Below are 22,352 nucleotides of genomic sequence, written 5' to 3'. Positions count from 1 at the left end.
CTTGAAGCGGGGGATTGCTTATTCTGCGTTCAACTGACCATTCCCCCGATCATCCCGGCTCCCATGCACATCACCAGTGTCAGCCCGATATGCAGCATATCCGATGTCAGCCCACGGTTCAGCAGTGCCGATCCGATCAGCAACACCAGGAAATACGCCGCTCCCATAATAATCCCCCACAGAAAACGTCGGGTCTTCATTCTCTTTCCTATGATAATGCCGCCAAGCAGACCCGACACCACATAGATTGCTGTAATTCCAATGGTGACAATATTTTCCGTCAGTTCCATTTTATAAAGTAAAAATGCCAGCACAAATAATGCCACTCCCGTCAGAATGTACATGATCAGCAATGTGCTTAATACTTTCAATACAATTTTCTTATTTCCTTCTGCATGTTCCATATCTCTTCCTCCCTCTATGATATAAAGCGGACATTCGCAATCCACTTCCGCTGCTTTCTCAGTCCTCTGGTTGTTTTCACTTCGGACATATAGTTATATATTCTGAAAATTTCAAAAATAGAACCTCTTTTTTTCGCAACAATAGCTTGAAAATCCTATTCTTTTCCTGTAATATATAGAATAAAAATTGTAATCCAACAGCAAAATTTACGGAATATCTTCCATCATGCTGTGCTTACAGACAACATATTTATTTAGAGAGGTGAATTATTTTTGGACATAAGCTCCACAATACAATTAATCGTACTGGTCATTCTGCTGGCTCTGTCAGCATTCTTTTCCTCATCGGAAACGGCACTGACCACGGTAAACCGAATCCGCATGCGATCTCTGGCAGAAGAAGGGAACAAGCGTGCCGCCCGGGTGCTTCAGGTCACCGATGATTCTGCGAAAATGCTGAGTGCAATCCTGATTGGTAATAATGTTGTCAACCTGACGGCATCTTCCCTGGCTACAGCACTTGCCCTCCGTATCTTCGGCAACGCCGGTGCCGGAATCGCAACCGGAATTCTGACAGTGATGATCCTTATCTTCGGTGAGATTTCCCCGAAAACCATGGCAACCCTGCGCGCAGAGAAAATTTCCCTGCGATTCTGCAATATCATCTGGCTTCTGATGAAAGTGCTGACTCCTGTCATCTTCATCATCAATCACCTTGCCATGCTGGTACTCCGACTTATGGGTGTCAAAGCATCTGAGGGCAGACAGGCTATGACAGAAAGTGAACTGCGGACCATCGTGGATGTCAGCCATGAATCCGGTGTCATCGAATCAGAAGAAAAAGAAATGATCAACAATGTATTCGATTTTGGTGATGCTCTGGCAAAAGAAGTTATGATTCCTCGAATCGATATGACCTTCGCTCAAGTGGACAACACTTACGATGAGATTCTGGACATTTTCCGTGAAGACCGTTTTACACGTCTTCCTGTTTATGAGGAAACCACCGATGATGTCATCGGTATTTTAAATATCAAAGATCTGCTGCTCTGTGACAGGGAACATTTTTCTGTCCGTGAACTGATGCGGGAACCATATTTCACATATGAACACAAACATACCGCAGATCTTCTGGTGGAAATGCGCAATTCTTCCATCAATATCGCCATCGTTCTGGACGAATACGGCACAACTGCCGGACTGCTGACACTGGAAGACCTGATTGAAGAAATCGTTGGAGAAATCCGCGATGAATATGACTACGATGAAGAGGATCCGATCCAGAAAATTTCGGATCATGAATATCTGGTAGAAGGTTCCATGAATCTGGCGGACTTCAGCGATGAACTGAATCTGCATCTGGAATCTGACGACTACGATTCCATCGGCGGCTACATGATCGGTCTCTTAGACCATCTGCCGAAAATCCGGGAGTCCATCACCACACCGGATGGTATTTTTCTGCAGGTTCGGACGAAAAACAAACACCGGATTGAAAAAATTTACGTAAGACTTCCGGAAACTTCGGCAGAATCCGAAACTACGGAGCAATCCGTGTAATCAAGATCTGGAGTCAAAAGATGCCATACGAATTGTTCCGTACTTCGTACTCCCACAATTCTGATATCATCTTATACAGTATAAAAGAGATTTTCCTGTAGCTTATAAAACCACAGGAAAATCTCTTTTTTCACATCATTTTATGTAAATCGGACATTCGCAATCCGCTTTCGCTATTTGCTCATGAACGCAGTCACTTTTTGATTACTCAATTACATGAATCCATCCTTCCGGAGCTTCAATCCTGCCTTCCTGGATATCAACCAATGTCTCACGCAGCTTGGACAGAACCGGTCCCATCTCATCCATACCGCTTGCAAAGCAGATTTCACGACCATGATCCACAATCTTTCCAATCGGAGAAATAACAGCTGCAGTACCGCACAGACCGCACTCTACAAAGTTCGGAACTTCATCCAGGTATACTTCTCTCTGCTCTACTTCCAGTCCCAGGTAATGCTCTGCTACATACATCAGGGAACGACGTGTGATAGAAGGAAGGATACTGTCAGACTTCGGTGTTACGATCTTGTTATCTTTTGTAACAAATAAGAAGTTGGCTCCGCCTGTCTCCTCTACTTTTGTACGGGTTGCAGCATCCAGATACATGTTCTCTGCATAGCCTTCTTCATGTGCTGTTACGATTGCATGTAAACTCATGGCATAGTTTAATCCGGCTTTGATATGACCTGTTCCGTGAGGAGCTGCACGGTCAAAATCTGTAACACGGATCGTTAACGGTTTTACTCCGCCTTTGAAGTATGGTCCTACCGGTGTTGTCAATACACGGAACTGATACTCCTGCGCCGGCTTCACACCAATAACAGGGCTGCTTCCGAACATATACGGACGGATATAAAGTGTTGCACCTGTGCCATATGGTGGCACATATGCAAAGTTTGCTTTTACGGTTTTTTCTACTGCCTCAATAAATTTATCTTCCGGATAAACAGGCATTTCCAGTCTTCTTGCAGAATCTGCCATACGGGATGCATTCAGATCCGGGCGGAAGATTACTACTTTTCCGTCTACGGTTGTATAAGCTTTTAATCCTTCAAAAACGGTCTGTGCATACTGTAATACGCCTGCACACTCGTTTAATACGATGTTAGCGTCCTCAGTCAGCGTTCCTTCATCCCATGCGCCATCTTTATAATTTGCAACAAAACGTTTGTCTGTCTGACGATATCCAAAGTCCAGATTTTCCCAATCGATATTCTTCTTTTCCACTGTGAGGTCCTTCTTTCTTATCTATTTTGCAGTTTCCACATTTAGTTCCTGCATTTAGTTCTTTTTTCTATATGTACTGTTATACAGCAATTCGTATAGTATTTCCAGTTCTTTTTTTCAAAACAGTTGTATTTTTTTCATGTTTTCTCGGAATAAGATGAATTATTTTTTACCCGATAATTCATCTCACATCCCTGCATCCTGGCTTGTTTTCTAATCTGTTATCTGCAGGAAGTAGCAATTGATTCAATGGCTACCGCACCGCCACGCACGATTTCCACACTCTGAAACCGTTGTTTTAACAGTTCGATCAGCTCATTGTTTCTGCGCTCTGTGAGCTTGCACTCCAACAATACACTGTCCACGCCGATATCTGCTGTCTCCACATGAAACACCTGCGCGATACGGAATACTTCTGCCTTATCAGTGTTGCTCAGTTTTTTTACCTTTGCAAACATGATCTCCTTCATATGGATCGGCACATTGGTCAGATCCATGACTTTGATGACCTCTACCATACGGTTCAGCTGTTTTTTGATCTGTTCAAAAGTAATATCATCGCACATGGTACTGATCGTGATTCTGGAAGTATCTTCCTCCTCTGTCGTACCTACGGTCAGACTTTTCAGGTTATAAGATTTTCCTGCAAACAAACCGGAGATTTTTGCGAGAACACCAACCTGATTTTCTACATATAATGCAATCCATCTATCTTTCATTGATTTTCTCCTCCCCTATTTGCTTTTCAGAATCATATTGTTCATTGGATTTCCACCCGGAACCATCGGAAGTACAATTTCCTCAGTTGCGACCATGAATTCAATAACAGTCGGTGCATCCGTATTCTGTTTTGCGGCCTCCAAAGCCGGGATAATATCCTCTTCCTTTGTAACACGGATGCCATGTGCACCGTAACTCTCTGCCCATTTCATAAAATCCGGTACATATGGCGGGCAGTTTTCATTTGGTCCCTTGCAATGCTCCGGGCAGCCTTTGCGACGACGCAGACAAGTTGCGGAATAACGTTTTCCATAGAACAGCTGCTGCATCTGTCGCACCATGCCAAGGTAATAGTTATTGAGCAGACATACAGTGATCGGGGTCTGCTGTACCACAGCAGTTGCCATCTCCTGCATATTCATCTGAAATCCACCGTCACCGGTAATACATACGACATCTCTGTCCCGGTGTCCCATTTTTGCACCAAGTGCTGCCGGAAAACCAAACCCCATTGTTCCAAGGCCACCGGAAGTGATCATCCTCTTATTTTTATTTACATCCAGATACTGGCTGGCCCACATCTGGTGCTGACCTACATCAGTAACATATGTAACTTCATCATAAACCTGATTTAAACCTTCCATGATCATCTGCGGTGTCATGCCTTTATCCCGGCGCATCTCCAGCGGATTTTCATGATCCCAGGCTGCAATCTGTTTTACCCATTCATCCGTATCCTTCGGTTCCACCCATTCCAGCATCTGCTGCAGGGCAACTTTTGCATCGGCTACGATCGGCACATCTACCACAACGTTACGGGAAATGGCTGCCGCATCGATATCCACATGAATAATCTTCGCTTTTGGTGCAAATTCATTCAGATCACCTGTGATACGGTCGTTGAAACGGGTTCCGATGGAAAAGAGCACATCACATTTGCTGACTGCAATATTTGCCGCATAACGGCCATGCATGCCGCTGCTTCCCACATAATAGGGGTTATCTGTAGGAATTGCGCCTTTTCCCATAACAGTCGTAACAACCGGAACATGTGTAATATTTACCACCTGTTCCAGCAGTTCACTGGCACCTGCAATATTAACACCACCGCCGGCAAGGATCAGCGGACGGCGTGCTACCTTCAGTAATTTTGTTGCTTTTTTCAGCTGTCCAAGATGAACACCTTCATTAATTTTATAACCACGGATTTCCACATGATCCGGATATTCTGCCGGACCGGTTGCAGTCTGGATATCCTTTGGCAGATCGATCAGGACCGGACCCGGTTTTCCGGTTTTTGCAATATGAAATGCCATCTTGATCGTTCTTCCAAGATCTTTGCGGTCGCGGACCGTTACACTATATTTTGTAATACCGCGCGTCATACCTACGATATCCACTTCCTGGAACGCATCATTGCCAATGAGATTTAACGGTACCTGCCCGGTAAACACAACCAGCGGGATACTATCGTAAAAAGCATCTGCAATGGCTGTGACAGTATTTGTCGCACCGGGTCCGCTTGTTACGAGGCATACGCCGGTTTTACCGGTCTCACGGGCATAACCTTCGGCTTCATGCACCAGAGCCTGCTCATGTCTCGGCAATACAAGATCAATCTTACCATTCAGATATAATTCATCAAACAAATCTGTTACCGTTCCGCCCGGATAGGCAAATACAGTATCTACACCTTCTTCAAGAAGTGCTTTTACAAATAATTTTTTTCCTGTTATATCCATTCAACTCTCTCCTTTTAAATCCACCCTAACGTGCGCAGCAAAAAGATCCATCCCGTCAGCGTTACAGAAGCCAGCAGCGTCGTAGCCACCACGATACTTGCCGTCAGCACACCGTCGTTATGCATATTTTTCGCCATGATATAACAGCTCGGGGTCGCCGGTGCTGCCAGCATGACTACGAGAGCAACCATTTTTTCGCCCCTGAAACCAAGAGCAGCTGCAATCGGAATAAAAATTGCTGCCTGGGCAATCAGCTTGATAAAAGCAGCCCAGAGGGTAGGTTTGATTTTGGCCAGTGCCTTTTTTCCTTCAAATCCCGCGCCAAGTCCGATCAATGCAAGTGGGGTTGCCATCTTTGCCACATTGTTTACGGTCGAATTTACCAGTTCCGGCAGTGGATTATGTAATAATGCCACGATCAGACCAAGGACTATGCCGATGATAATCGGGTTCTTCAGGATATTGATACCAGCCTGCTTGATTCTGCCTGTATCACGCTCATTCTCCGGGTAATCCCCTTCAAAAGTCAATACAAGCACGGAATATATGTTATACAACGGAACTGCACCAATGATCATCAGTGAGCCCATTGTGGATTGCCCATAAATATTCTGGATAAATGCCAGTCCCATGACCGCCGCACTGCTGCGAAAGGATGCCTGAACAAAAGCACCGGTCATGGATCTATCTTTCATAAAAATCTTCGTCAGACCATACACACTCCAGAAGCAGACAGAAGTAGCAATTGCACAAAACAGCACATACTTCAGATCAAACACTTCCTGGATATTAACGGTTGACAGATCACGAAAAAGTAAAAACGGTAACGTCACTTTAAAATTAAACTTATTTGCCACCGTAACGAAATTTTCATTCAACATACCAATCTGACGCAGGAAATATCCAATTACCATAACGAGAAAAATCGGCATCGTCACATTAATACTAAACAAAAAATTGCTCATCCGTTATGCCTTCTTTTCATATTTATAGAAATGATATTCCAGATCGAAATAGGTCTGTTCCTCACTGTCTGCGGTAACCACCCACGCCTCTTTCTCATCCAGATTCGGAAACCAGGCATCTGCCTCGTAAGCAAAATCGATCTTCGTAATGTGTGCAACGTCGCACTCATCCAGAAGCTGCTTGTAAATGCTCTCGCCACCGATGACATAGATATCCTCGCTCGGATATTTTTTCAACTCTTCGTGCAGTTCCTCCATATCATGTACAATGACTGCACCGTCAGCCTGATAACTGCGATCGCCTGTCAGCACAATATTCACACGATTTTTCAATGGTTTCTTTCCTGGAAAGCTCTCCAGTGTCTTACGTCCCATTACAACTACTTTCCCGGTCGTTGTCTCGCGGAAAAATTTCATGTCATCCGGAATACTCACCAGAAGCTTATTGTTTCTGCCGATGGCCCAGTTTTTATCTACTGCCGCAATTAAATTCATTTCTCACATCTCTCTTTCTTCTATAATTAATATTTCATACAGTTCACACGCGCCATTCGCAAAACGCCTTTTCAGGCTTCTCCGTGGCTACGCTACTATTTTTGCTCATAATAAGGCGCTCCCTTCATCACTATGCATCCAGCCAATTCCTCATGCAAGCATGATCATTGTCTGAATCCATGTGATGAGCGAGCTGTTAAACCGCAATTGGTATATTTGTGATCTGCGGACCGGTCTGGTAATTATCCAGACGCACATCATCTCTCGTAAACCGGTAAAAATCTTTCACTTCCGGATTCAGCCAGAATGTCGGTGCCGGAAGCGGCTCACGGGAAATCAGTTCCTTCACCAGTGGAATATGTCTGTCATAAATATGGGCATCCGCAATGACATGCACCAGTTCTCCCACCTGCATATCACATACCTGAGCCAGCATATGCATAAGCACCGCATACTGACACACATTCCAGTTATTTGCTGCCAGAATATCCTGGGAGCGCTGATTTAAGATTGCATTCAGCACCAGCTTATCCTGTCCCGGCTTCTTTGTCACATTAAAAGTCATACTGTATGCACACGGATACAGATGCATCTCATGCAGATCCGCATGTACATAAATATTAGTCATTATACGCCGACTGTAAGGATTATTCTTCAGATCGTAGATCACACGATCCACCTGATCCATCATTCCTTCCTTATACTGATGCTTTACGCCCATCTGATAACCATATGCCTTTCCGATGGAACCTGTCTCATCCGCCCATTCATCCCACACATGACTGTGAAGGTCATTAATATTGTTAGACTTCTGCTGCCAGATCCAGAGCATCTCGTCTGTACAGCTCTTGATGGCCGTTCTCCGAAGTGTCAACGCCGGAAACTCTTTAGACAGGTCATAACGATTTACCACACCAAACTGTTTGATCGTATAAGCACTGGTTCCATCCTCCCATTTCGGCCGTACCTTTTCTCCTTCCGTACTGGTTCCGTTTTCAATAATATCTTTACACATATTGATAAAAATATGATCTGCGTAACTCATATGCGTCCTCCGATTATCTATTTCTAGTAAAGCGGACATTCGCAATCCGCTTTCGCTACTTGCTCATGAACGCAGTCGCTTTGCGACCTGTCAGTGGGAGCTTTTAACTCCCACTGACATAAGCATCCCCCTTACCCACCGCTTAGTGCTCTACGCACTTGAAGCGGGGGAATGCTTATTCTGCGTTCAAACTTCGTTCTATAAAGCAAAAACATTTGACATCCATTGAACATCATCTATTTTTCTCGTATTCGTAATAGTATAGCAAAAAAACTACGATTCATAAAGTAGTAACCAAAAAAATACTGCATACAACATTTATCCCGTTTCGTGCTTTTTTCATGCAAAAAAAGGATATCCTTACGGATATCCCTTTGCACAAAAAAGCGAGAGACGGTGCTATTGGTCCGGGGGACCAATGGTTAGCACCGACCGAAGAGGACTTTAGGTCCTCTGAGACCTCGAACTGAATTTTCTGAATTCTGTTTGAGCCCGGCAGGGCTCATTTCATGCAAAAAGGATATCCTTATGGATATCCTTTTTGCATGAAAAAAAGCGCGAGACGGGACTCGAACCCGCGGCCTCGACCTTGGCAAGGTCGCGCTCCACCAACTGAGCCACTCGCGCATATCATATTGTCTTTTGCTGTTCGCCTCAAGACAAGTGATATCATACCGCGGCCAGTCCGAAAAGTCAAGTACTTTTTTTATTTTTTTACATTTTTTATTTCCACTGAAGCAAAAAGCGTATTTTCTCTAGATGAATAATAACCGCATATTTTCCATTTTACTGCATATGATATACAAAGTATGGTATGAGGGGGAAACTGTAAAATGCGATCAAAAACAAGAATTGTAGTGCTTCATATGAAAGAAGTCATCTATACAACCATTTTTATTATTCTTGGCATTGTACTTATCTTTCTGCTGGTCTACATGTTTGGCCCATCCCGGCATAATAAAACAGACACCGGGCAGCCCAGGTACAAAGCTGGTGTATACACGTCTTCCATTCAGTTTGAAGGACAGAATCTGGATGTTCAGGTAGTGGTGGACGAAAACCATATCAACTCGGTGTCTTTTGTAAATCTCAATGATACGGTAACAACCATGTATCCGCTGATGCAGTCCTCCATGGACAATATCAGTGAGCAGATCTGCAAAACACAGTCTGTGGACAATATTTCCTATTCCGAAGAAAACCAATACACAGCATCCATGTTGCTGAATGCGGTGGAAGATGCCCTGAAAAAAGCAGCTGTCGACACCGGAGAATAACCGGTATCGCACAATCAGCGTACAAATGTATACATTATATGTCTTCCATCCCAATCTCACATTTTTCTGCAAACGCAAAAACCCCACCGGCAAAGCATCACGCTTCCGATGGGGGTTCTGTCTTTATTATAATAACCTTCTGCCTTCTGATTACTTTTCCGAACGGTTACTCTGTGGCACTGTCTGTACTGGACAGATTGCTCATATATTCGTTCAGAGCTGTCATACTGAGTTCTGTCTTTGTCATCGGCTTTTTCTCCTGATAATAGGAATATCCGGAAAATCCGATCCAGCATACGATCGCTGCTGCAATGACTACACCTAACGTACGTCCCAGCACACGGTTTCTTTTCTCTTTCTTGATGGTCTGTTTTCTGTTTTTCTTCTCTTCTTTATATCGATCAACTTTTGCCTGACTCATATTTTTGTAAGCTCCTTTTTGCTTTTTTTCTGTCAAAAAGTATAGCATATCTGCCGCCGTTCGTCAATTTTTCCTGACAAACAGAATTGTAACCACTCACCGTATTTGTCTCTTGCAACCTTATCTTTTTCCATATATTATAATAATTATCAGAGTATTTTTTAAGGAGATTTTTATCATGAGAACAGCTGTATTATATGGGAAAGAAGACATTCGTATTGAGGACAGACCGGTTCCGGAACCGGGTCCCGGACAGATGCTTGTCAAAATTGATTATGTGGGGATCTGCGGAACAGATATTGAATTTTACAAGCTCGGACAGACACCGACACCACTGCCAAAGATTCTCGGGCATGAGAACTCCGGAACCATTGTAAAACTCGGAGAAGGTGTCACAGATTTCCAGGTCGGCCAGCGTGTGTTATGCGGACCGCCTGCGCACTGCAAAGAAAACTGCTCTCCATGTAAGGAAGGCAAAACAAACATCTGTATCCACGGATTTCCGCGAACTGCCGGTATCGGAATGCCAGATGGCGGTTACGCAGAATATCTGCTGATCGAAGATGTGGCACACACCATGATCATTCCTGTTCCGGAAAATGTAAAAATGGAAGATGCGGTACTTTTTGATGTAATCTGTGTAGCACTTCACGGCATCCGAATGTCCCGGTTCAAACTTGGTGACTCCGTTGTGGTATCCGGCATGGGACCTGTGGGCCTCTCTGCCGTTCAGTTTTTAAAAGCCGGTGGTGCCAACAAGATCATCGCCCTGGATGTTACAGACAGAAAAAAAGAAGCTGCTCTCGCTTATGGTGCAGACTATTTTCTGAATTCCGCCACGGAACCGGACATCGCCGCATCCATCCGTGAGATCCTTGGTTCCGACGTAGGTGCAGATATCGTATACGAGTGCTCCGGCCATCCGGCATCCGTGGAAACCTGTGTACTGAAAGCAGTAAAACCGGGCGGACAGGTGATGCTCATCGGTACCGTACAGCAGCCGATCACCTTTACACTGGGAACAGCACAGATCTTTGAGATTGATTTCCAGTCCTCCTTTGTATATCTGCAGGAAGAAGTTGAAATGTATCTGCAGATGCTGGCTGCCGGAAAAATCGCTTTCCCTGGCATGGTAACCGACATTGTCTCACTGGATAACTGTCAGGAACAGGGCCTGGGCCGCAAAGACCGCGCTTCTCAGTTGAAGATCCTTATTGCACCAGACAAATAATAGACACCCAGTGGGATAACGTGCACAATCATTCTGAAATAAGTACCAGTTTACACTGACTTGAATCCCACACATATTACTTTACCCAAAATAACCCGGAGGCATCATACATTATGAAACACGATATCACTTATCCGTCATCCGACGGAAAAACCCAGATCCATGCAATCATCTGGGAACCGGAAGGCTCTCCGAAAGCAGTTTTGCAAATCTGCCACGGCATGGTAGATTATGCAGATCGATACGATGATTTTGCACAGTACGCAGCTGATCAGGGCTACTATGTGGTCGCCAATGATCACCTCGGCCACGGTGCATCCGTCATCACAGACGATCAGCACGGATACTTTGCACATCCAAATGGCAACGAATGTGTCATCGCAGATATCCATACCCTTCGCACCATGACACAGAAAAAATATCCGGATCTTCCCTATTTTTTCCTTGGGCACAGCATGGGGTCTTTCCTGACCCGGCAATACATCCAGATGCATGCTGATGGTCTGTCAGGCGCTATCATCATGGGAACCGGCTCCCAGCCTGGTATCATCCTGCATATAGGAAAACTGATCTGTCGCACGATCGCACTGTTCCGTGGCTGGACATACCGCAGTGCTTTTGTGGACAACATGGCGTTTGGCGGCTACAACAAACAATTTGAACCGGCACGCACACCAAGTGACTGGCTGACCAAAGATGAGGCTATCATCAACACCTGCATTCATCATCCATGGTCCACCTTCCGTTTCACAGTCAACGGCTATTACCAGATGTTCCGCGGCATCCAGTACATACAGAATCCTGCTCATATTCAGCAGATTCCTAAAAATCTCCCACTGTTTTTCGTCGCCGGTGGAGACGATCCGGTCGGGAACAATGGAAAAAGTGTGGCGCAAGTCTGCCAGCAATATAAAGCTGCCGGCATTCAGGATGTACAGATCAAACTTTATCCCGGCGATCGCCATGAGATTTTAAATGAGACAGACCGCGATATAGTCTATGCGGATCTTCTCACATGGCTGAACGGGCATCTTGTGTAGTTTTTTTGATGTGTATAATTGTTGAATAAAGGAACAACTGGAAACGTAGCATCTTTTCTCGATGAGCGATTAAGTGAGCAACCGCGTTTTGCGAGTTTTGTGCAAGTGGGAGCGCCCTCTTTTTCAGGTGCGGGAACGAGCACGATAAAACCGGAGCATAACAAGGGTAGCGAACGTCTAGCGAATGAGAAAAGATACTACGTTTTCGTATTCATATTAAAAACATATTAAAAATTTTAAATTTAAGCCACAAAAGAAGCCCCTATGACAACCGTTCCATTACCCAGTCAAGGTCATCCGTAGTCTTCATTTTTTCAAGCACTTCCTCATCCTCCAGTGCTTCACAGATTTTTGCCAGGAGATTCAGATGTTCCTCTCCGATTCCGGCAATACCAAAGACAAGCTGTGCCTTTTCATCTCCGAAATCAACTCCTTGCGGATACTGGAGAAATACAATACCAGTCTTCTTTACAGTACCTTTTGCCTGACTGGTTCCATGTGGGATAGCTACACCCATTCCCATGTAAGTAGTAATCAACTTTTCACGTTCCTGCATCGCATCCACGTAACTCTCATCTACATAACCAAGCTCATGCAACAGCTCCCCGGCTGCCTGAATTGCCTCTTCTTTGGATACCGGTGCCTGCCCCAGACGGATTCCTTCTTTAACCAAAACCTGTTTTTTTTCAAAAACTGCAGCATTGTCTGATGGGTTCTCTTTTACATCTTCATTTTTTACTGCAGTTATTGTATTCTCTGTCTGCCTGTCAGCAGTCTCTGCTACAGTTTTTTTGTTGCGGAAGCCGCAGTTGTTTTTTCCTTGCCGGTCAGTTGTATATACAGCTCATCCAATGCAGGATCTGCCAGGAAGTTTCCGATCGTAACAAGCTGCGCCTGCGGTGCGGATTTTCTTGCCCGGTCTGCCAGTATAGTCTGAACGACAGCGATATCACAGTCTGCCGGAATATTATCCACAGAAGTATTGCTTACCTGGATCTGAGGACATACGGATTTCAGACGGTTACGGAATTTGGTTGCCCCCATAGCAGAAGATCCCATACCTGCATCACATGCAAAAATAATTTTCTTTACCTCTGATGCATCTTTGATTGCAACTGGAGCAGGCTGTCCTTTTGCATCTGCTTTCATGGCTGCCATTTCAGCCTGTGCCTCTTCCAGACTGCTCTTTCCGCCTGCTATTTTTACAATCGGTGATGCAATACCAAAAGAAATACCGGTTGCGATAGCCACACCTACTAATACTTTCCAGATATCCGGTCCCGGAGTCATCATTAAGTATGCAATAATAGAGCCCGGAGAAGCTGGTCCTACCAGACCGCAGCCTGTCAGGTTAAACCAGAAAACAGCTGCCATATTTCCGACGATCGGAGCAATGATCACAAGCGGATTCATCAGGATATACGGGAAGTAAATCTCATGAATACCACCAAGTACATGAATGATCACAGCACCCGGTGCGGACTGTTTTGTTTTTTTATCTTTACAGAAGAACATATATGCAAGCAGAACACCAAGTCCAGGACCAGGGTTTGGCTCAAGCATATACATAATGGATTTTCCAGCCGCTGCGGCCTGTGCAGTAGCCAGCGGAGTGAAAATTCCATGATTGATCGCATTGTTCAGGAACAATACCTTTGCCGGCTCAATAAAGATTGTAACCAGCGGAAGCAGGCTGTGACTTACCAGAATATTGACACCAGCTGCCAGAATAGTCAGAATGCCACTCATCACCGGACCTACAACCACATACCCCAGGATTGCCAGCAACATTCCGATGATACCTGCCGAAAAGTTGTTGATCAACATTTCAAATCCGGCCGGCATATGACCATCCATCAGCTGATCGAATTTTTTAATACAAAAACCTGCCAACGGTCCCATGATCATTGCAGCCATAAGCATTGTGATAGAAGTATCACTCATAATGGCACCAATAACCGCGATCGCACCTACCACACGACCTCTGTCGCCACCTACCATTTTTCCACCGGTTGATGCGATCAGGATTGGGATCAGATATGTCAGCATCGGTGATACCATACTGTTTAATTTTTCATTTGGAATCCAGCCTGTATCGATAAACAATGCTGCCAGAAAACCAAATGCGATCAACGCTCCTATATTCGGCATTACCATTCCAGACAGGAACTTACCGAATTTCTGTACTTTGTTTTTCACAATATACCTCCCACTTTTGTCTCCATACAAACAGGGAACAATGGGAATATGCAGAAATCTTATCTGTTAATACACTGTGATATGATGAGTCTCACATTCCGCCAGAAAATCTTCCGGCAGCTGACCGTCGGATATGATCACATCCACATCCGCCAGCCCGCAGATCGTATATGTACTCTTCACATCTGTTTTGGAAGAATCCATCAGAACAACCACCTGCTCTGCCTGTTCAATAGCGGTCCGTTTCAGCATGGCCTCCTCATTGTTTCCGCAGGTAAAACCTGCTTTCATCGAATACCCTGTTACCCCTAAAAATGTCTGATGAAAGTTCACCTGCTCCAGTTCCCGGATGGCTGAGATACCGTACATACTGATGCTGTAACGGTTCAGCTGTCCACCTGGCAGCATGATGACCGGTTTTGTGAGGTTTGCAAGTTCTGTGGCACAGGAGAGTCCTGTGGTATAGATCAGATTGGACTGATCCGGGAAAATCCGTGCCAGTTCCGTGGTGGTGCTTCCGGAATCCAGAAAAATCACTGTATCCGGAAGAACCAGCTGCACTGCTTTTTTTGCAATTTCCTGCTTGGACTGTATGTTGCGTACCGCACGCCGGGTCAGATAATCGTCCGTTCCGATCACCAGCTGTACAGACTTCGCGCCCCCGTGTATCCTTACGATCTCTTTTGCCGCATCCAGTGCTTTCAGATCGGTACGAAGTGTCATTTCAGACACCTGCGGAAACTGTTCTTTAATCTGTGAAAAACTTACGGTTCCATATTTGTTCACCAGTTCCGCAATTGCATTTCTGCGCATTTCCATTGTATCCATAGTTTCTCCTCTCCGTCAGAATTCAGGATCCTGGCGGGATCGAAAAACTCTGACCGTTCTTATTTTTCTGTGATAAAGTTTGCAAGTAAATATTCTTCTGCTTCCGGACACCACAATCCCTGATGTGCATCCACAATGTCTGCCAGAGCATTATAACGCTCATCATTTCTCTCTGCTGCCGCTTTTCTCAGTTCATCCAATGCAGTCAGCGGCATACTTAAATGTGTATAAATTAATTTCTTTCCACCCGGAATCTTCGGAAGGTTCAGTGTTGTCTCTGCTGCCGCATCCAGACCACCGATATGTGTAACCATAACAGCCGGGTTGATGCGTTTTGCTGCCGTCAGCTCCAGAGACTCGATCATGTCTGCGGTATTTCCGCCTGTAGTTCCCATTACATGAGTAGAATTATAATGTACATCGTAAAAATTCATCTCTGCACTGAATTTTTTGTCTGTCGGACCTGCGAAAAAGTTCAGGCATCCATCTCTTCCAAGAATAGCACTGGACTGGGTTACAACAGCAGATACCGGAGCGTAACATAATACATCATCATATCCTGTACCACCGGAGATTTTGATCAGCTCCGCAACCGGATCCTCAAAGCTGCCTGTATTCACAAAGTGAAGATCAATTCCTTCTTTTTTATAATCAGCAACCGGGAATAATTCCTCCGCACGATCCAGACGATCCTGATTAATATCTGTAACAACAACCATGGAAGGACGAACATCACGGTGTAATGCGTAAGTCAAAGCACCAAGCCCCATTGGGCCTGCACCTGCCATGATCGCAAGTTTTCCGTTTTCTTTGATCCCCATCTCATGTGTGTATACACCCATCTGTGTATGGTATGCTGCATGGAAAGCTCCGATACTACAGGACATCGGCTCAGCCAGGGAAGCTTCATAATAAGCACGGCCTTTGTACTCAAGCAGACATCCAAGTTCCATTACTTCTGCAGGAATTACGCAATAAGTTGTGTCTCCTCCGAAGAACTCATAAGAGTATCCCGGGCTCCACATAGTTCCTTTGTAATTCAATGCCGGCTGAAGTGTAAATTTCATACCTGGTTTGAACTGTTCCTGATGATTCTTACCTACTTTTACGATATCACCGGCGAACTCATGTCCCATAATTGCCGGATGCTCTGCCACGTCCTCATGTACTCTCTTGTGCTCTGTTCCGAGGATCGCACATTTGTAAGTCGACATACAGATACTGTCAGACACTACCTTCACCAGAATCTCATCATCCGTGATTTCCGGAAGTTCAAACTCTTCCAGTCTCAGATCATTTGCTGCGTGTAATCTTACTCCTTTTGCTTTCATAATAAAAGCTCCTTTCTACATGTTATTCCCGTTTTTTCACTTTTGCAACAATAAAAATATTTTCTTTTATACTGTTACTTTTTATTGTTGTTGCGAAAGTCTTTTTCTTTTATTTCAACAGCTGTTGACACTATAATATCCCACGACAGTCCAATTGTCAATTGTTGTTTTGACGTAAAAATGCACAAATTTTCATCTTGTTTTTTTACTTCAAAGATTTCAGCTTTTGAATTGACAGAATATTGATTCAGTGGTATATTATTGGAACAACAGAAATATTTTCGTTTCGAAAGCACATATGTTTTGGTAAAAAAAGAGCAGCTGCCTTTTTGCAGCTGCTCCTTTTCATTTTTCATGTTCTGATATCTTCAGGCAGAATGCAGATAAACTCTGTCTCGTTTTATCGACAAATCGGACATTCGCAATTCGCTTTCGCCACTTGCTCATGAACCTCTGCAAAACTTTATGCCTGATTCTATTTAGTCCATGATTTTCTCTCTGATCTTCTCAGAAATGCAGTCCTTATTTGTTGGACATCTGCTCTTCCTGTTTCATGATCATCTTTTTCACCATTTCACCACCAATGGATCCTGCCTGACGGGAAGTCAGATCCCCGTTGTAGCCCTCTTTTAAAGGTACACCAAGTTCGGATGCCACTTCCTGTTTAAAACGGTTCATTGCTTCTTTTGCCTCCGGAACTGACACTTTGTTTGAGCTGTTAGAATTACTCATGTTGTTACACCTCCGTGATTTTTTCTCTATAGTAAAGACAGGCGTTCTTCTTCCGGTAATTTTGTTGAATCGGAAAGTCGTTCGGTATGCGATGATTCCGAGAAAATATATCAGCTTACACTGACCACGATCTCACATTGAAACTTACATACCTTTAATTTCGCTTCAACAAAAGTATCCGATTTGAAGTGTTCTGTCTTGTTCCTAGTATGAACGAAGATGTATTTTTTATAACTGGAAAAAAATTCTTTTTCTTTCGTTTTTTGACTTCTTTTCGCACAAGTGCACGTTTGCACGAAATGTGCATTACGGCATCATCGTAGAAGTACGGATGGTATCTGCTTTGGCATCTCCTTCGAGATAACGGATGATCGCAATGGAAAATTCTGCCGCAGCTCCCGGACCTTTACCGGTGATCAGATTGCCATCTGTCACTGCTGTATCCTCACTCCAGATTGCACCGCCCTGCGGATTGCAGCCCGGATAACCGGTAGCGTGTTTTTCTTTTAAAATACCTGTCTCAGAAATCATACCCGGTGCAGCACAGATTGCTGCCAGCATTTTGCCACTGTTTAAAAATTTCTGAGCCAGTTCTTTGACACCCGGTTTTTCACCAAGTACCCCTGTGCCCGGTCCACCCGGATACACGATACCGTCAAATTCCTCAAAATTCATATCATTATACACTTCATCCGCATGAAAACAGATCTGGTGTGCTCCCATAATCTGTCGTTTTCCGGTTACAGATACCGTCAACACCTCAATTCCGGCTCTTCTGCAAAAATCCACTACTGTAAGGCATTCAATTTCTTCTACTCCATCATTACATAATACAGCTATTTTACTCATGATCATCTATCCTTTCTACATAATATTCGTTACAATTCACGCACGCCCTTCGCAACATAAAGTAAAGCGGACATTCGCAATCCGCTTTCGCTACTTGCTCTTCAAACCTTGAATTTTCTGCTCCCATTACGATATAATTGTTGATATAAGATTTGGATATCAAAACGCCCAAATCCTGATCACACGGATTGCTCCGTGCTTTGCACGCCCACAATCCTTCCCTCTATTCGATATAAAGATGTTGAGGTCAAAAGATACCATACGAATTGCAGAAGGAGATTTTACTTTATGGAAATCGAACGTAAATTTTTAATCCGGCAGTTACCGGAACATCTGGAACAGTACCCATGCCTCCAAATCGAGCAGGGTTATCTGTGCACCAATCCTGTCGTGCGCATCCGCAAACAGGATGATTCCTACTTCCTCACCTACAAATCCGGCGGACTCATGACCCGGGAAGAATACAATCTTGCACTGACCGCTGAAGGCTATGTTCACCTGCGCAAAAAAACAGATGGGCTGCTCATCACAAAAAAGCGCTACTGTATTCCGTTAGATCCTTATACCATTGAGCTTGATATTTTTGAAGGTGATCTCGCGCCTCTTATTCTGGCAGAAGTCGAATTTCCTTCCGAAGAGGAAGCTAACGCCTTCACGCCCCCGGAATGGTTTGCAAAAGATGTCACCTACTCCGGCAAATATCACAACAGTTATATGAGCCGCTACGGATATCAGCCGGAAGATAACCGGTGATATCCCATTGTTACCTTTTGCCCATAAAGCTCCAATCCAAAATTATTTTCTCCAGAGAGATGTCTGCTCATATTTCTGTCTGGTCCGGATGCAGTATTTCAGCTGTTCATAGCGGTCGGATAATTTTCCCTCCGGAATGACCACATCCACTGCCACTGCCAGATCATCAATCAGCCGATCTGTGATATCGTTCTTGATATCACAGACAATCTGATATTTTTCCTCCATCGTATCCGTATCCAGAAACCGGAGCAGCCATGGATTGATCTGTTCTTCCACATCTGATTCTCTCTGAACCATATCCTGTTCCTGAAGTTCTGCCGTCGAAACAGCGGCAGTTACATCCGGCACGTTTTCCTGTTGTTCCACATTCTGATTTACCGGTATTTTCTTATGTTCTGCACGCTCCGTTCGTAGCGTCTCATTCTTTGTATGATCTACATATGCAAATCGATATTTCTGCGTTACCTCCGGATATTTTTCGTGATCCACTTCACTGACAAACATATCATATGGACGGATATACACGCCGAAATCTCCATACAATGCCTGATATACCACATATGGTTCCATGGTTTCTGAATGTTTTGCCACTGCGATCACCTGATACAATTTATTTTTAAAATGTAAATATTTTTCTCCCGGTAACGGATTTCCCTGTGCCATTTTACGATTCCCTCTTTTCTCCCCAAATTTACAGTTTTATCTATCTTATCCACAATACACACTGATACAATGTCTGAATAGCAAAACGGTTGAAGTGATTTTAGAAACCTATACGATCAATCATTCTTACAGATCAAAAGAATTCAGCATATCCATGCCTTCGGCAATAAAGTCCCGCTGAAAGTCCATGCTGTTGTGTGGACCTTTTATCATGGCGTCATATACCGCATCCATAAGGTGTTCCTCCTCTGCATCCCGGTCATTATCCAGTTCCACTTCTCTGGTATTTACTTTGGCAGCAGCCACAATCTGATTTTCATCAAATACAGCCTGCAGATCCGCTTCTCTCTGTTTCCGTGCTTCTTTATTCTTTCTTTCGTTTCCGGTCGTTTTTGCCACGGAACTGCTTTTTTCACTTCCATAGTTCTTCTTTCCAGCGGATGTCTGTGGTTTTTCTGCATGTGACTGTGAGGAATACGACCTGTGCGGACTGGCCGATTTCCGTTCCGGTCTCTGCGGATGTACCGGCGGCTGTTCAGAACGGTTTGATGATTTTCTCCCTTTTCTTACACTGAATATAATAAAAATTAAAATCACAAGCCAAAAACAGAATCCTGCCATATAGTTTCCCCCCTTTCTTCCCCACCACTTAGTGCTCTATACACCAAAAGCGTGGAAATGCTCATTCTGCGTTTAAACAAATATGTATCATCGCCAATTTCAAGGCTATGTTCAGTATAGCATATTTCTCAGAATCATGATATACTAACTTGATTACAGGAGGAACAACATGTTTACAAAACTACGAAATAATATCTCACAGATGCAAATGATCGCTCTGGGGTTCTTTTGCATTATCCTTATCGGGACATTGCTCCTTATGACTCCGCTGGCAAGCAGAGCCGGAACCTGGACCGATTTTCTCACTGCACTTTTTACATCTACCAGTGCTACCTGCGTCACCGGTCTGGTCGTTACAAATACTTATTTACACTGGTCGCTTTTTGGTCAGATCATCATTATTACTCTGATCCAGATTGGCGGACTTGGTTTTATTACCTTTGGGTTCGGATTTTCCATGTTCTTGCGAAAGAAGATCACCTTGCGGCAACGCGGACTCTTAAAGGAAAGTGTCAATGTCGTAAACACCGGCGGCATTGTTCGTCTGGCACGGTTGATTTTACAGGGCACCTTACTTTTTGAAGGCATTGGAGCCCTTATTCTCACCCTCTGTTTTCTCCGGGATATGCCATTTTCACAGGCGCTTTACTATGGTATTTTCCATTCCATCTCAGCATTCTGTAATGCCGGCTTTGATCTGATGGGGGCTTTTGGCATGTCCTCCTTTATCGGATACAACACAAACTGGATTGTCTGCATCACACTGATGGCACTCATTTTCATTGGAGGTATCGGATTTTTTGTATGGGGTGATCTGAAAGAGCATAAGCTGCACATACGAAAATATGCGCTGCATACGAAAATCGTACTGATTACATCACTGATTCTGATCATCGGTCCATCCATCCTGTTCCTGATTCTGGAACGTCATGCACTGTTTGCAGATATGAACACACCTCAGGCCATTTTAAATGCATTATTTTGTGCAGTCACACCACGAACCGCAGGTTTTAACACTACGGATATTGCCAGTCTCAGTCAGAGCAGCCAGCTCCTTACCATCATACTGATGTTTATCGGTGGCTGTCCGGGTTCCACAGCGGGCGGAGCCAAAGTGACCACTATCACAGTTCTGATTCTTTACCTGCGTTCTATGCTGACCCGCACGGATGGTGTCAATATTTTCAAGCGCCGTCTGGAGGATGAAGCGGTTTCCAAAGCTGCCGCTGTATTTACCACCCATATGCTGCTGGCCGTGGCTGCAACTTTTCTGATCTCCATGCAGCAGGATCTGGATCTCACGGTGATCGTATTTGACGTAGTATCCGCTGTCAGCACAGTCGGCATGAGCACCGGTATCACACCGCATCTTGTACCCGGTGCAAAAGTCATCCTGATACTGCTCATGTATCTTGGCCGCGTAGGAAGCCTTTCCTTCGCAATGTCCTTTACGGACAAAAAACGCCTGGCACATGTACGACAGCCAAAAGAGCATATCAGTATCGGTTAAACAGAATATACTTGCATAAACTTATTTTTTACAGAAAGGATTTTTATTATGAAATCATTTTTAATTATCGGTATGGGGCGTTTCGGCAGCCATCTGTGCCAAAACCTTGCAAAACTCGGAAACGAGGTTATGATCATTGATCAAAACGAAGAACTGTTGGAACCTCTGCTTCCTTATGTCACCGATGCAAAAATTGGGGACTGTACCAAAGAAGAAGTGTTAAAAAGCCTTGGAGTCGGAAACTTTGATAAATGTATTGTCTGCGTAGGCACAAATTTTCAGAGCAGTCTGGAAATCACCTGTCTGCTAAAAGAACTTGGTGCAAAATACGTGGTCAGCAAAGCTACCAGAGATGTACATGCAAAATTTCTGCTGCGAAACGGTGCTGACAAGATTATCTACCCCGATCGGGATATCGCGGAAAAATGTGCCGTACAATACAGTTCCGACAACGTGTTTGATTATTTTGAACTAAGTGAAGATTTTTCTATCTACGAATTGGCACCATTGCCGGAATGGATTGGGAATACAATTGTCCAAATGGATATCCGCAATAAATATCACACCAATATCGTTGCTATTCAGACAAAAGATGGCATTCAGGCAATGCCGCCAGCGGATTATCGTTTCAAAGAAAATGAACACCTGCTGGTTATCGGTAAAAATGAAGATATACAGAAACTGGTACGGAAATACAATAATTAAATTCTTGTTTGTCTGTGTAAAGGGCAAA

At 44.2% G+C, this 22,352-nt stretch carries 24 protein-coding genes and 1 tRNA gene; 7 read left to right on the top strand and 18 right to left on the bottom strand.

Going from position 1 to position 22,352, the window contains the following annotated elements; genetic code table 11:
- Positions 1 to 29 precede the first annotated feature (29 nt).
- A complete protein-coding gene (locus tag HMPREF0373_RS00640) occupies positions 30 to 404 on the bottom strand; it encodes a TIGR04086 family membrane protein (RefSeq protein WP_021737594.1) in 375 nt (124 codons plus the stop codon).
- Between the two features lie 273 nt (positions 405 to 677).
- On the opposite strand from HMPREF0373_RS00640, the gene HMPREF0373_RS00635 reads away from it, so the two are divergent.
- Positions 678 to 1,964, top strand: a complete 1,287-nt coding sequence (locus HMPREF0373_RS00635) for an HlyC/CorC family transporter (protein WP_044962504.1) — start codon at positions 678 to 680, stop codon at positions 1,962 to 1,964.
- Between the two features lie 204 nt (positions 1,965 to 2,168).
- On the opposite strand, the gene HMPREF0373_RS00630 is transcribed toward HMPREF0373_RS00635, so the two are convergent.
- From HMPREF0373_RS00630 to HMPREF0373_RS00600, 7 genes are all read right to left on the bottom strand, one after another.
- Positions 2,169 to 3,194 (bottom strand): branched-chain amino acid aminotransferase, encoded by a 1,026-nt coding sequence (locus HMPREF0373_RS00630; RefSeq protein WP_021737592.1) that lies wholly within the window; start codon positions 3,192 to 3,194, stop codon positions 2,169 to 2,171.
- A 221-nt stretch (positions 3,195 to 3,415) separates the two neighbouring features.
- Positions 3,416 to 3,913, bottom strand: a complete 498-nt coding sequence (ilvN, locus tag HMPREF0373_RS00625; protein ID WP_021737591.1) for an acetolactate synthase small subunit — start codon at positions 3,911 to 3,913, stop codon at positions 3,416 to 3,418.
- A 15-nt stretch (positions 3,914 to 3,928) separates the two neighbouring features.
- Positions 3,929 to 5,656, bottom strand: a complete 1,728-nt coding sequence (gene ilvB / locus HMPREF0373_RS00620; RefSeq protein WP_021737590.1) for a biosynthetic-type acetolactate synthase large subunit — start codon at positions 5,654 to 5,656, stop codon at positions 3,929 to 3,931.
- Positions 5,657 to 5,670: 14 nt separating this feature from the next.
- Positions 5,671 to 6,621 (bottom strand): AEC family transporter, encoded by a 951-nt coding sequence (locus HMPREF0373_RS00615; RefSeq protein WP_021737589.1) that lies wholly within the window; start codon positions 6,619 to 6,621, stop codon positions 5,671 to 5,673.
- A 3-nt stretch (positions 6,622 to 6,624) separates the two neighbouring features.
- Positions 6,625 to 7,116: a dihydrofolate reductase gene (locus HMPREF0373_RS00610; RefSeq protein WP_021737588.1), complete on the bottom strand. Its 492-nt coding sequence runs from the start codon at positions 7,114 to 7,116 to the stop codon at positions 6,625 to 6,627.
- Between the two features lie 196 nt (positions 7,117 to 7,312).
- Positions 7,313 to 8,161: a thymidylate synthase gene (thyA, locus tag HMPREF0373_RS00605; protein WP_022036266.1), complete on the bottom strand. Its 849-nt coding sequence runs from the start codon at positions 8,159 to 8,161 to the stop codon at positions 7,313 to 7,315.
- A 554-nt stretch (positions 8,162 to 8,715) separates the two neighbouring features.
- Positions 8,716 to 8,788: transfer RNA gene (locus HMPREF0373_RS00600), tRNA-Gly, on the bottom strand.
- A 206-nt stretch (positions 8,789 to 8,994) separates the two neighbouring features.
- Here HMPREF0373_RS00600 and HMPREF0373_RS00595 point away from each other — a divergent pair.
- On the top strand, positions 8,995 to 9,438 hold the full coding sequence (locus tag HMPREF0373_RS00595; protein ID WP_044962503.1) for an FMN-binding protein: 444 nt from the start codon (positions 8,995 to 8,997) through the stop codon (positions 9,436 to 9,438).
- 166 nt (positions 9,439 to 9,604) lie between these two features.
- Here HMPREF0373_RS00595 and HMPREF0373_RS00590 read toward each other — a convergent pair whose 3' ends face one another.
- Positions 9,605 to 9,859 carry a hypothetical protein gene (locus HMPREF0373_RS00590; protein WP_022036264.1) on the bottom strand — a complete coding sequence of 85 codons (255 nt, stop codon included), beginning with the start codon at positions 9,857 to 9,859 and terminating at the stop codon, positions 9,605 to 9,607.
- A gap of 178 nt (positions 9,860 to 10,037) precedes the next feature.
- Here HMPREF0373_RS00590 and HMPREF0373_RS00585 point away from each other — a divergent pair, with 178 nt between their 5' ends.
- Together HMPREF0373_RS00585 and HMPREF0373_RS00580 are read left to right on the top strand one after the other, a co-directional pair.
- A complete protein-coding gene (locus HMPREF0373_RS00585) occupies positions 10,038 to 11,090 on the top strand; it encodes a zinc-dependent alcohol dehydrogenase (RefSeq protein ID WP_022036263.1) in 1,053 nt (350 codons plus the stop codon).
- A gap of 113 nt (positions 11,091 to 11,203) precedes the next feature.
- Positions 11,204 to 12,130 carry an alpha/beta fold hydrolase gene (locus HMPREF0373_RS00580; protein ID WP_021737581.1) on the top strand — a complete coding sequence of 309 codons (927 nt, stop codon included), beginning with the start codon at positions 11,204 to 11,206 and terminating at the stop codon, positions 12,128 to 12,130.
- Positions 12,131 to 12,392: 262 nt separating this feature from the next.
- On the opposite strand, the gene HMPREF0373_RS17565 is transcribed toward HMPREF0373_RS00580, so the two are convergent.
- From HMPREF0373_RS17565 to HMPREF0373_RS00550, 7 genes are all read right to left on the bottom strand, one after another.
- Positions 12,393 to 12,803, bottom strand: a complete 411-nt coding sequence (locus tag HMPREF0373_RS17565) for a PTS sugar transporter subunit IIA (RefSeq protein ID WP_021737580.1) — start codon at positions 12,801 to 12,803, stop codon at positions 12,393 to 12,395.
- Between the two features lie 107 nt (positions 12,804 to 12,910).
- Positions 12,911 to 14,329, bottom strand: a complete 1,419-nt coding sequence (locus HMPREF0373_RS00575; protein ID WP_081695166.1) for a PTS mannitol transporter subunit IICB — start codon at positions 14,327 to 14,329, stop codon at positions 12,911 to 12,913.
- A gap of 66 nt (positions 14,330 to 14,395) precedes the next feature.
- Positions 14,396 to 15,157: a DeoR/GlpR family DNA-binding transcription regulator gene (locus tag HMPREF0373_RS00570; protein WP_021737578.1), complete on the bottom strand. Its 762-nt coding sequence runs from the start codon at positions 15,155 to 15,157 to the stop codon at positions 14,396 to 14,398.
- 59 nt (positions 15,158 to 15,216) lie between these two features.
- A complete protein-coding gene (locus HMPREF0373_RS00565; RefSeq protein WP_021737577.1) occupies positions 15,217 to 16,488 on the bottom strand; it encodes a zinc-binding dehydrogenase in 1,272 nt (423 codons plus the stop codon).
- Positions 16,489 to 16,562: 74 nt separating this feature from the next.
- Positions 16,563 to 16,844, bottom strand: a complete 282-nt coding sequence (locus HMPREF0373_RS00560; protein ID WP_021737576.1) for a hypothetical protein — start codon at positions 16,842 to 16,844, stop codon at positions 16,563 to 16,565.
- A 166-nt stretch (positions 16,845 to 17,010) separates the two neighbouring features.
- Positions 17,011 to 17,220 carry an alpha/beta-type small acid-soluble spore protein gene (locus tag HMPREF0373_RS00555; RefSeq protein WP_021737575.1) on the bottom strand — a complete coding sequence of 70 codons (210 nt, stop codon included), beginning with the start codon at positions 17,218 to 17,220 and terminating at the stop codon, positions 17,011 to 17,013.
- Between the two features lie 306 nt (positions 17,221 to 17,526).
- Positions 17,527 to 18,069, bottom strand: coding sequence for a DJ-1 family glyoxalase III (locus HMPREF0373_RS00550; protein ID WP_044962511.1), 543 nt, complete (start codon positions 18,067 to 18,069; stop codon positions 17,527 to 17,529).
- A 288-nt stretch (positions 18,070 to 18,357) separates the two neighbouring features.
- Between HMPREF0373_RS00550 and HMPREF0373_RS00545 the strand changes: the two genes are divergently transcribed.
- Positions 18,358 to 18,822: a CYTH domain-containing protein gene (locus HMPREF0373_RS00545; protein WP_021737570.1), complete on the top strand. Its 465-nt coding sequence runs from the start codon at positions 18,358 to 18,360 to the stop codon at positions 18,820 to 18,822.
- A 42-nt stretch (positions 18,823 to 18,864) separates the two neighbouring features.
- On the opposite strand, the gene HMPREF0373_RS00540 is transcribed toward HMPREF0373_RS00545, so the two are convergent.
- Complete coding sequence (locus HMPREF0373_RS00540) at positions 18,865 to 19,488, bottom strand: DUF1653 domain-containing protein (protein WP_021737569.1); 624 nt, start codon at positions 19,486 to 19,488, stop codon at positions 18,865 to 18,867.
- Between the two features lie 126 nt (positions 19,489 to 19,614).
- Complete coding sequence (locus HMPREF0373_RS00535) at positions 19,615 to 20,109, bottom strand: hypothetical protein (RefSeq protein ID WP_021737568.1); 495 nt, start codon at positions 20,107 to 20,109, stop codon at positions 19,615 to 19,617.
- 169 nt (positions 20,110 to 20,278) lie between these two features.
- Between HMPREF0373_RS00535 and HMPREF0373_RS00530 the strand changes: the two genes are divergently transcribed.
- Both HMPREF0373_RS00530 and HMPREF0373_RS00525 read left to right on the top strand, forming a co-directional pair.
- The gene (locus tag HMPREF0373_RS00530; RefSeq protein WP_021737567.1) at positions 20,279 to 21,619 is read left to right on the top strand and encodes a TrkH family potassium uptake protein; all 1,341 of its coding nucleotides are present in this window, start codon (positions 20,279 to 20,281) and stop codon (positions 21,617 to 21,619) included.
- A gap of 48 nt (positions 21,620 to 21,667) precedes the next feature.
- The gene (locus tag HMPREF0373_RS00525; RefSeq protein ID WP_021737566.1) at positions 21,668 to 22,324 is read left to right on the top strand and encodes a potassium channel family protein; all 657 of its coding nucleotides are present in this window, start codon (positions 21,668 to 21,670) and stop codon (positions 22,322 to 22,324) included.
- Positions 22,325 to 22,352 lie beyond the last annotated feature (28 nt).

It is taken from the genome of Eubacterium ramulus ATCC 29099, assembly GCF_000469345.1.
GTDB lineage: Bacteria > Bacillota > Clostridia > Lachnospirales > Lachnospiraceae > Eubacterium_I > Eubacterium_I ramulus.
The sequence above is the reverse complement of the archived record's forward strand: the minus strand, read 5'-3'. Positions and strand labels throughout refer to the sequence as shown.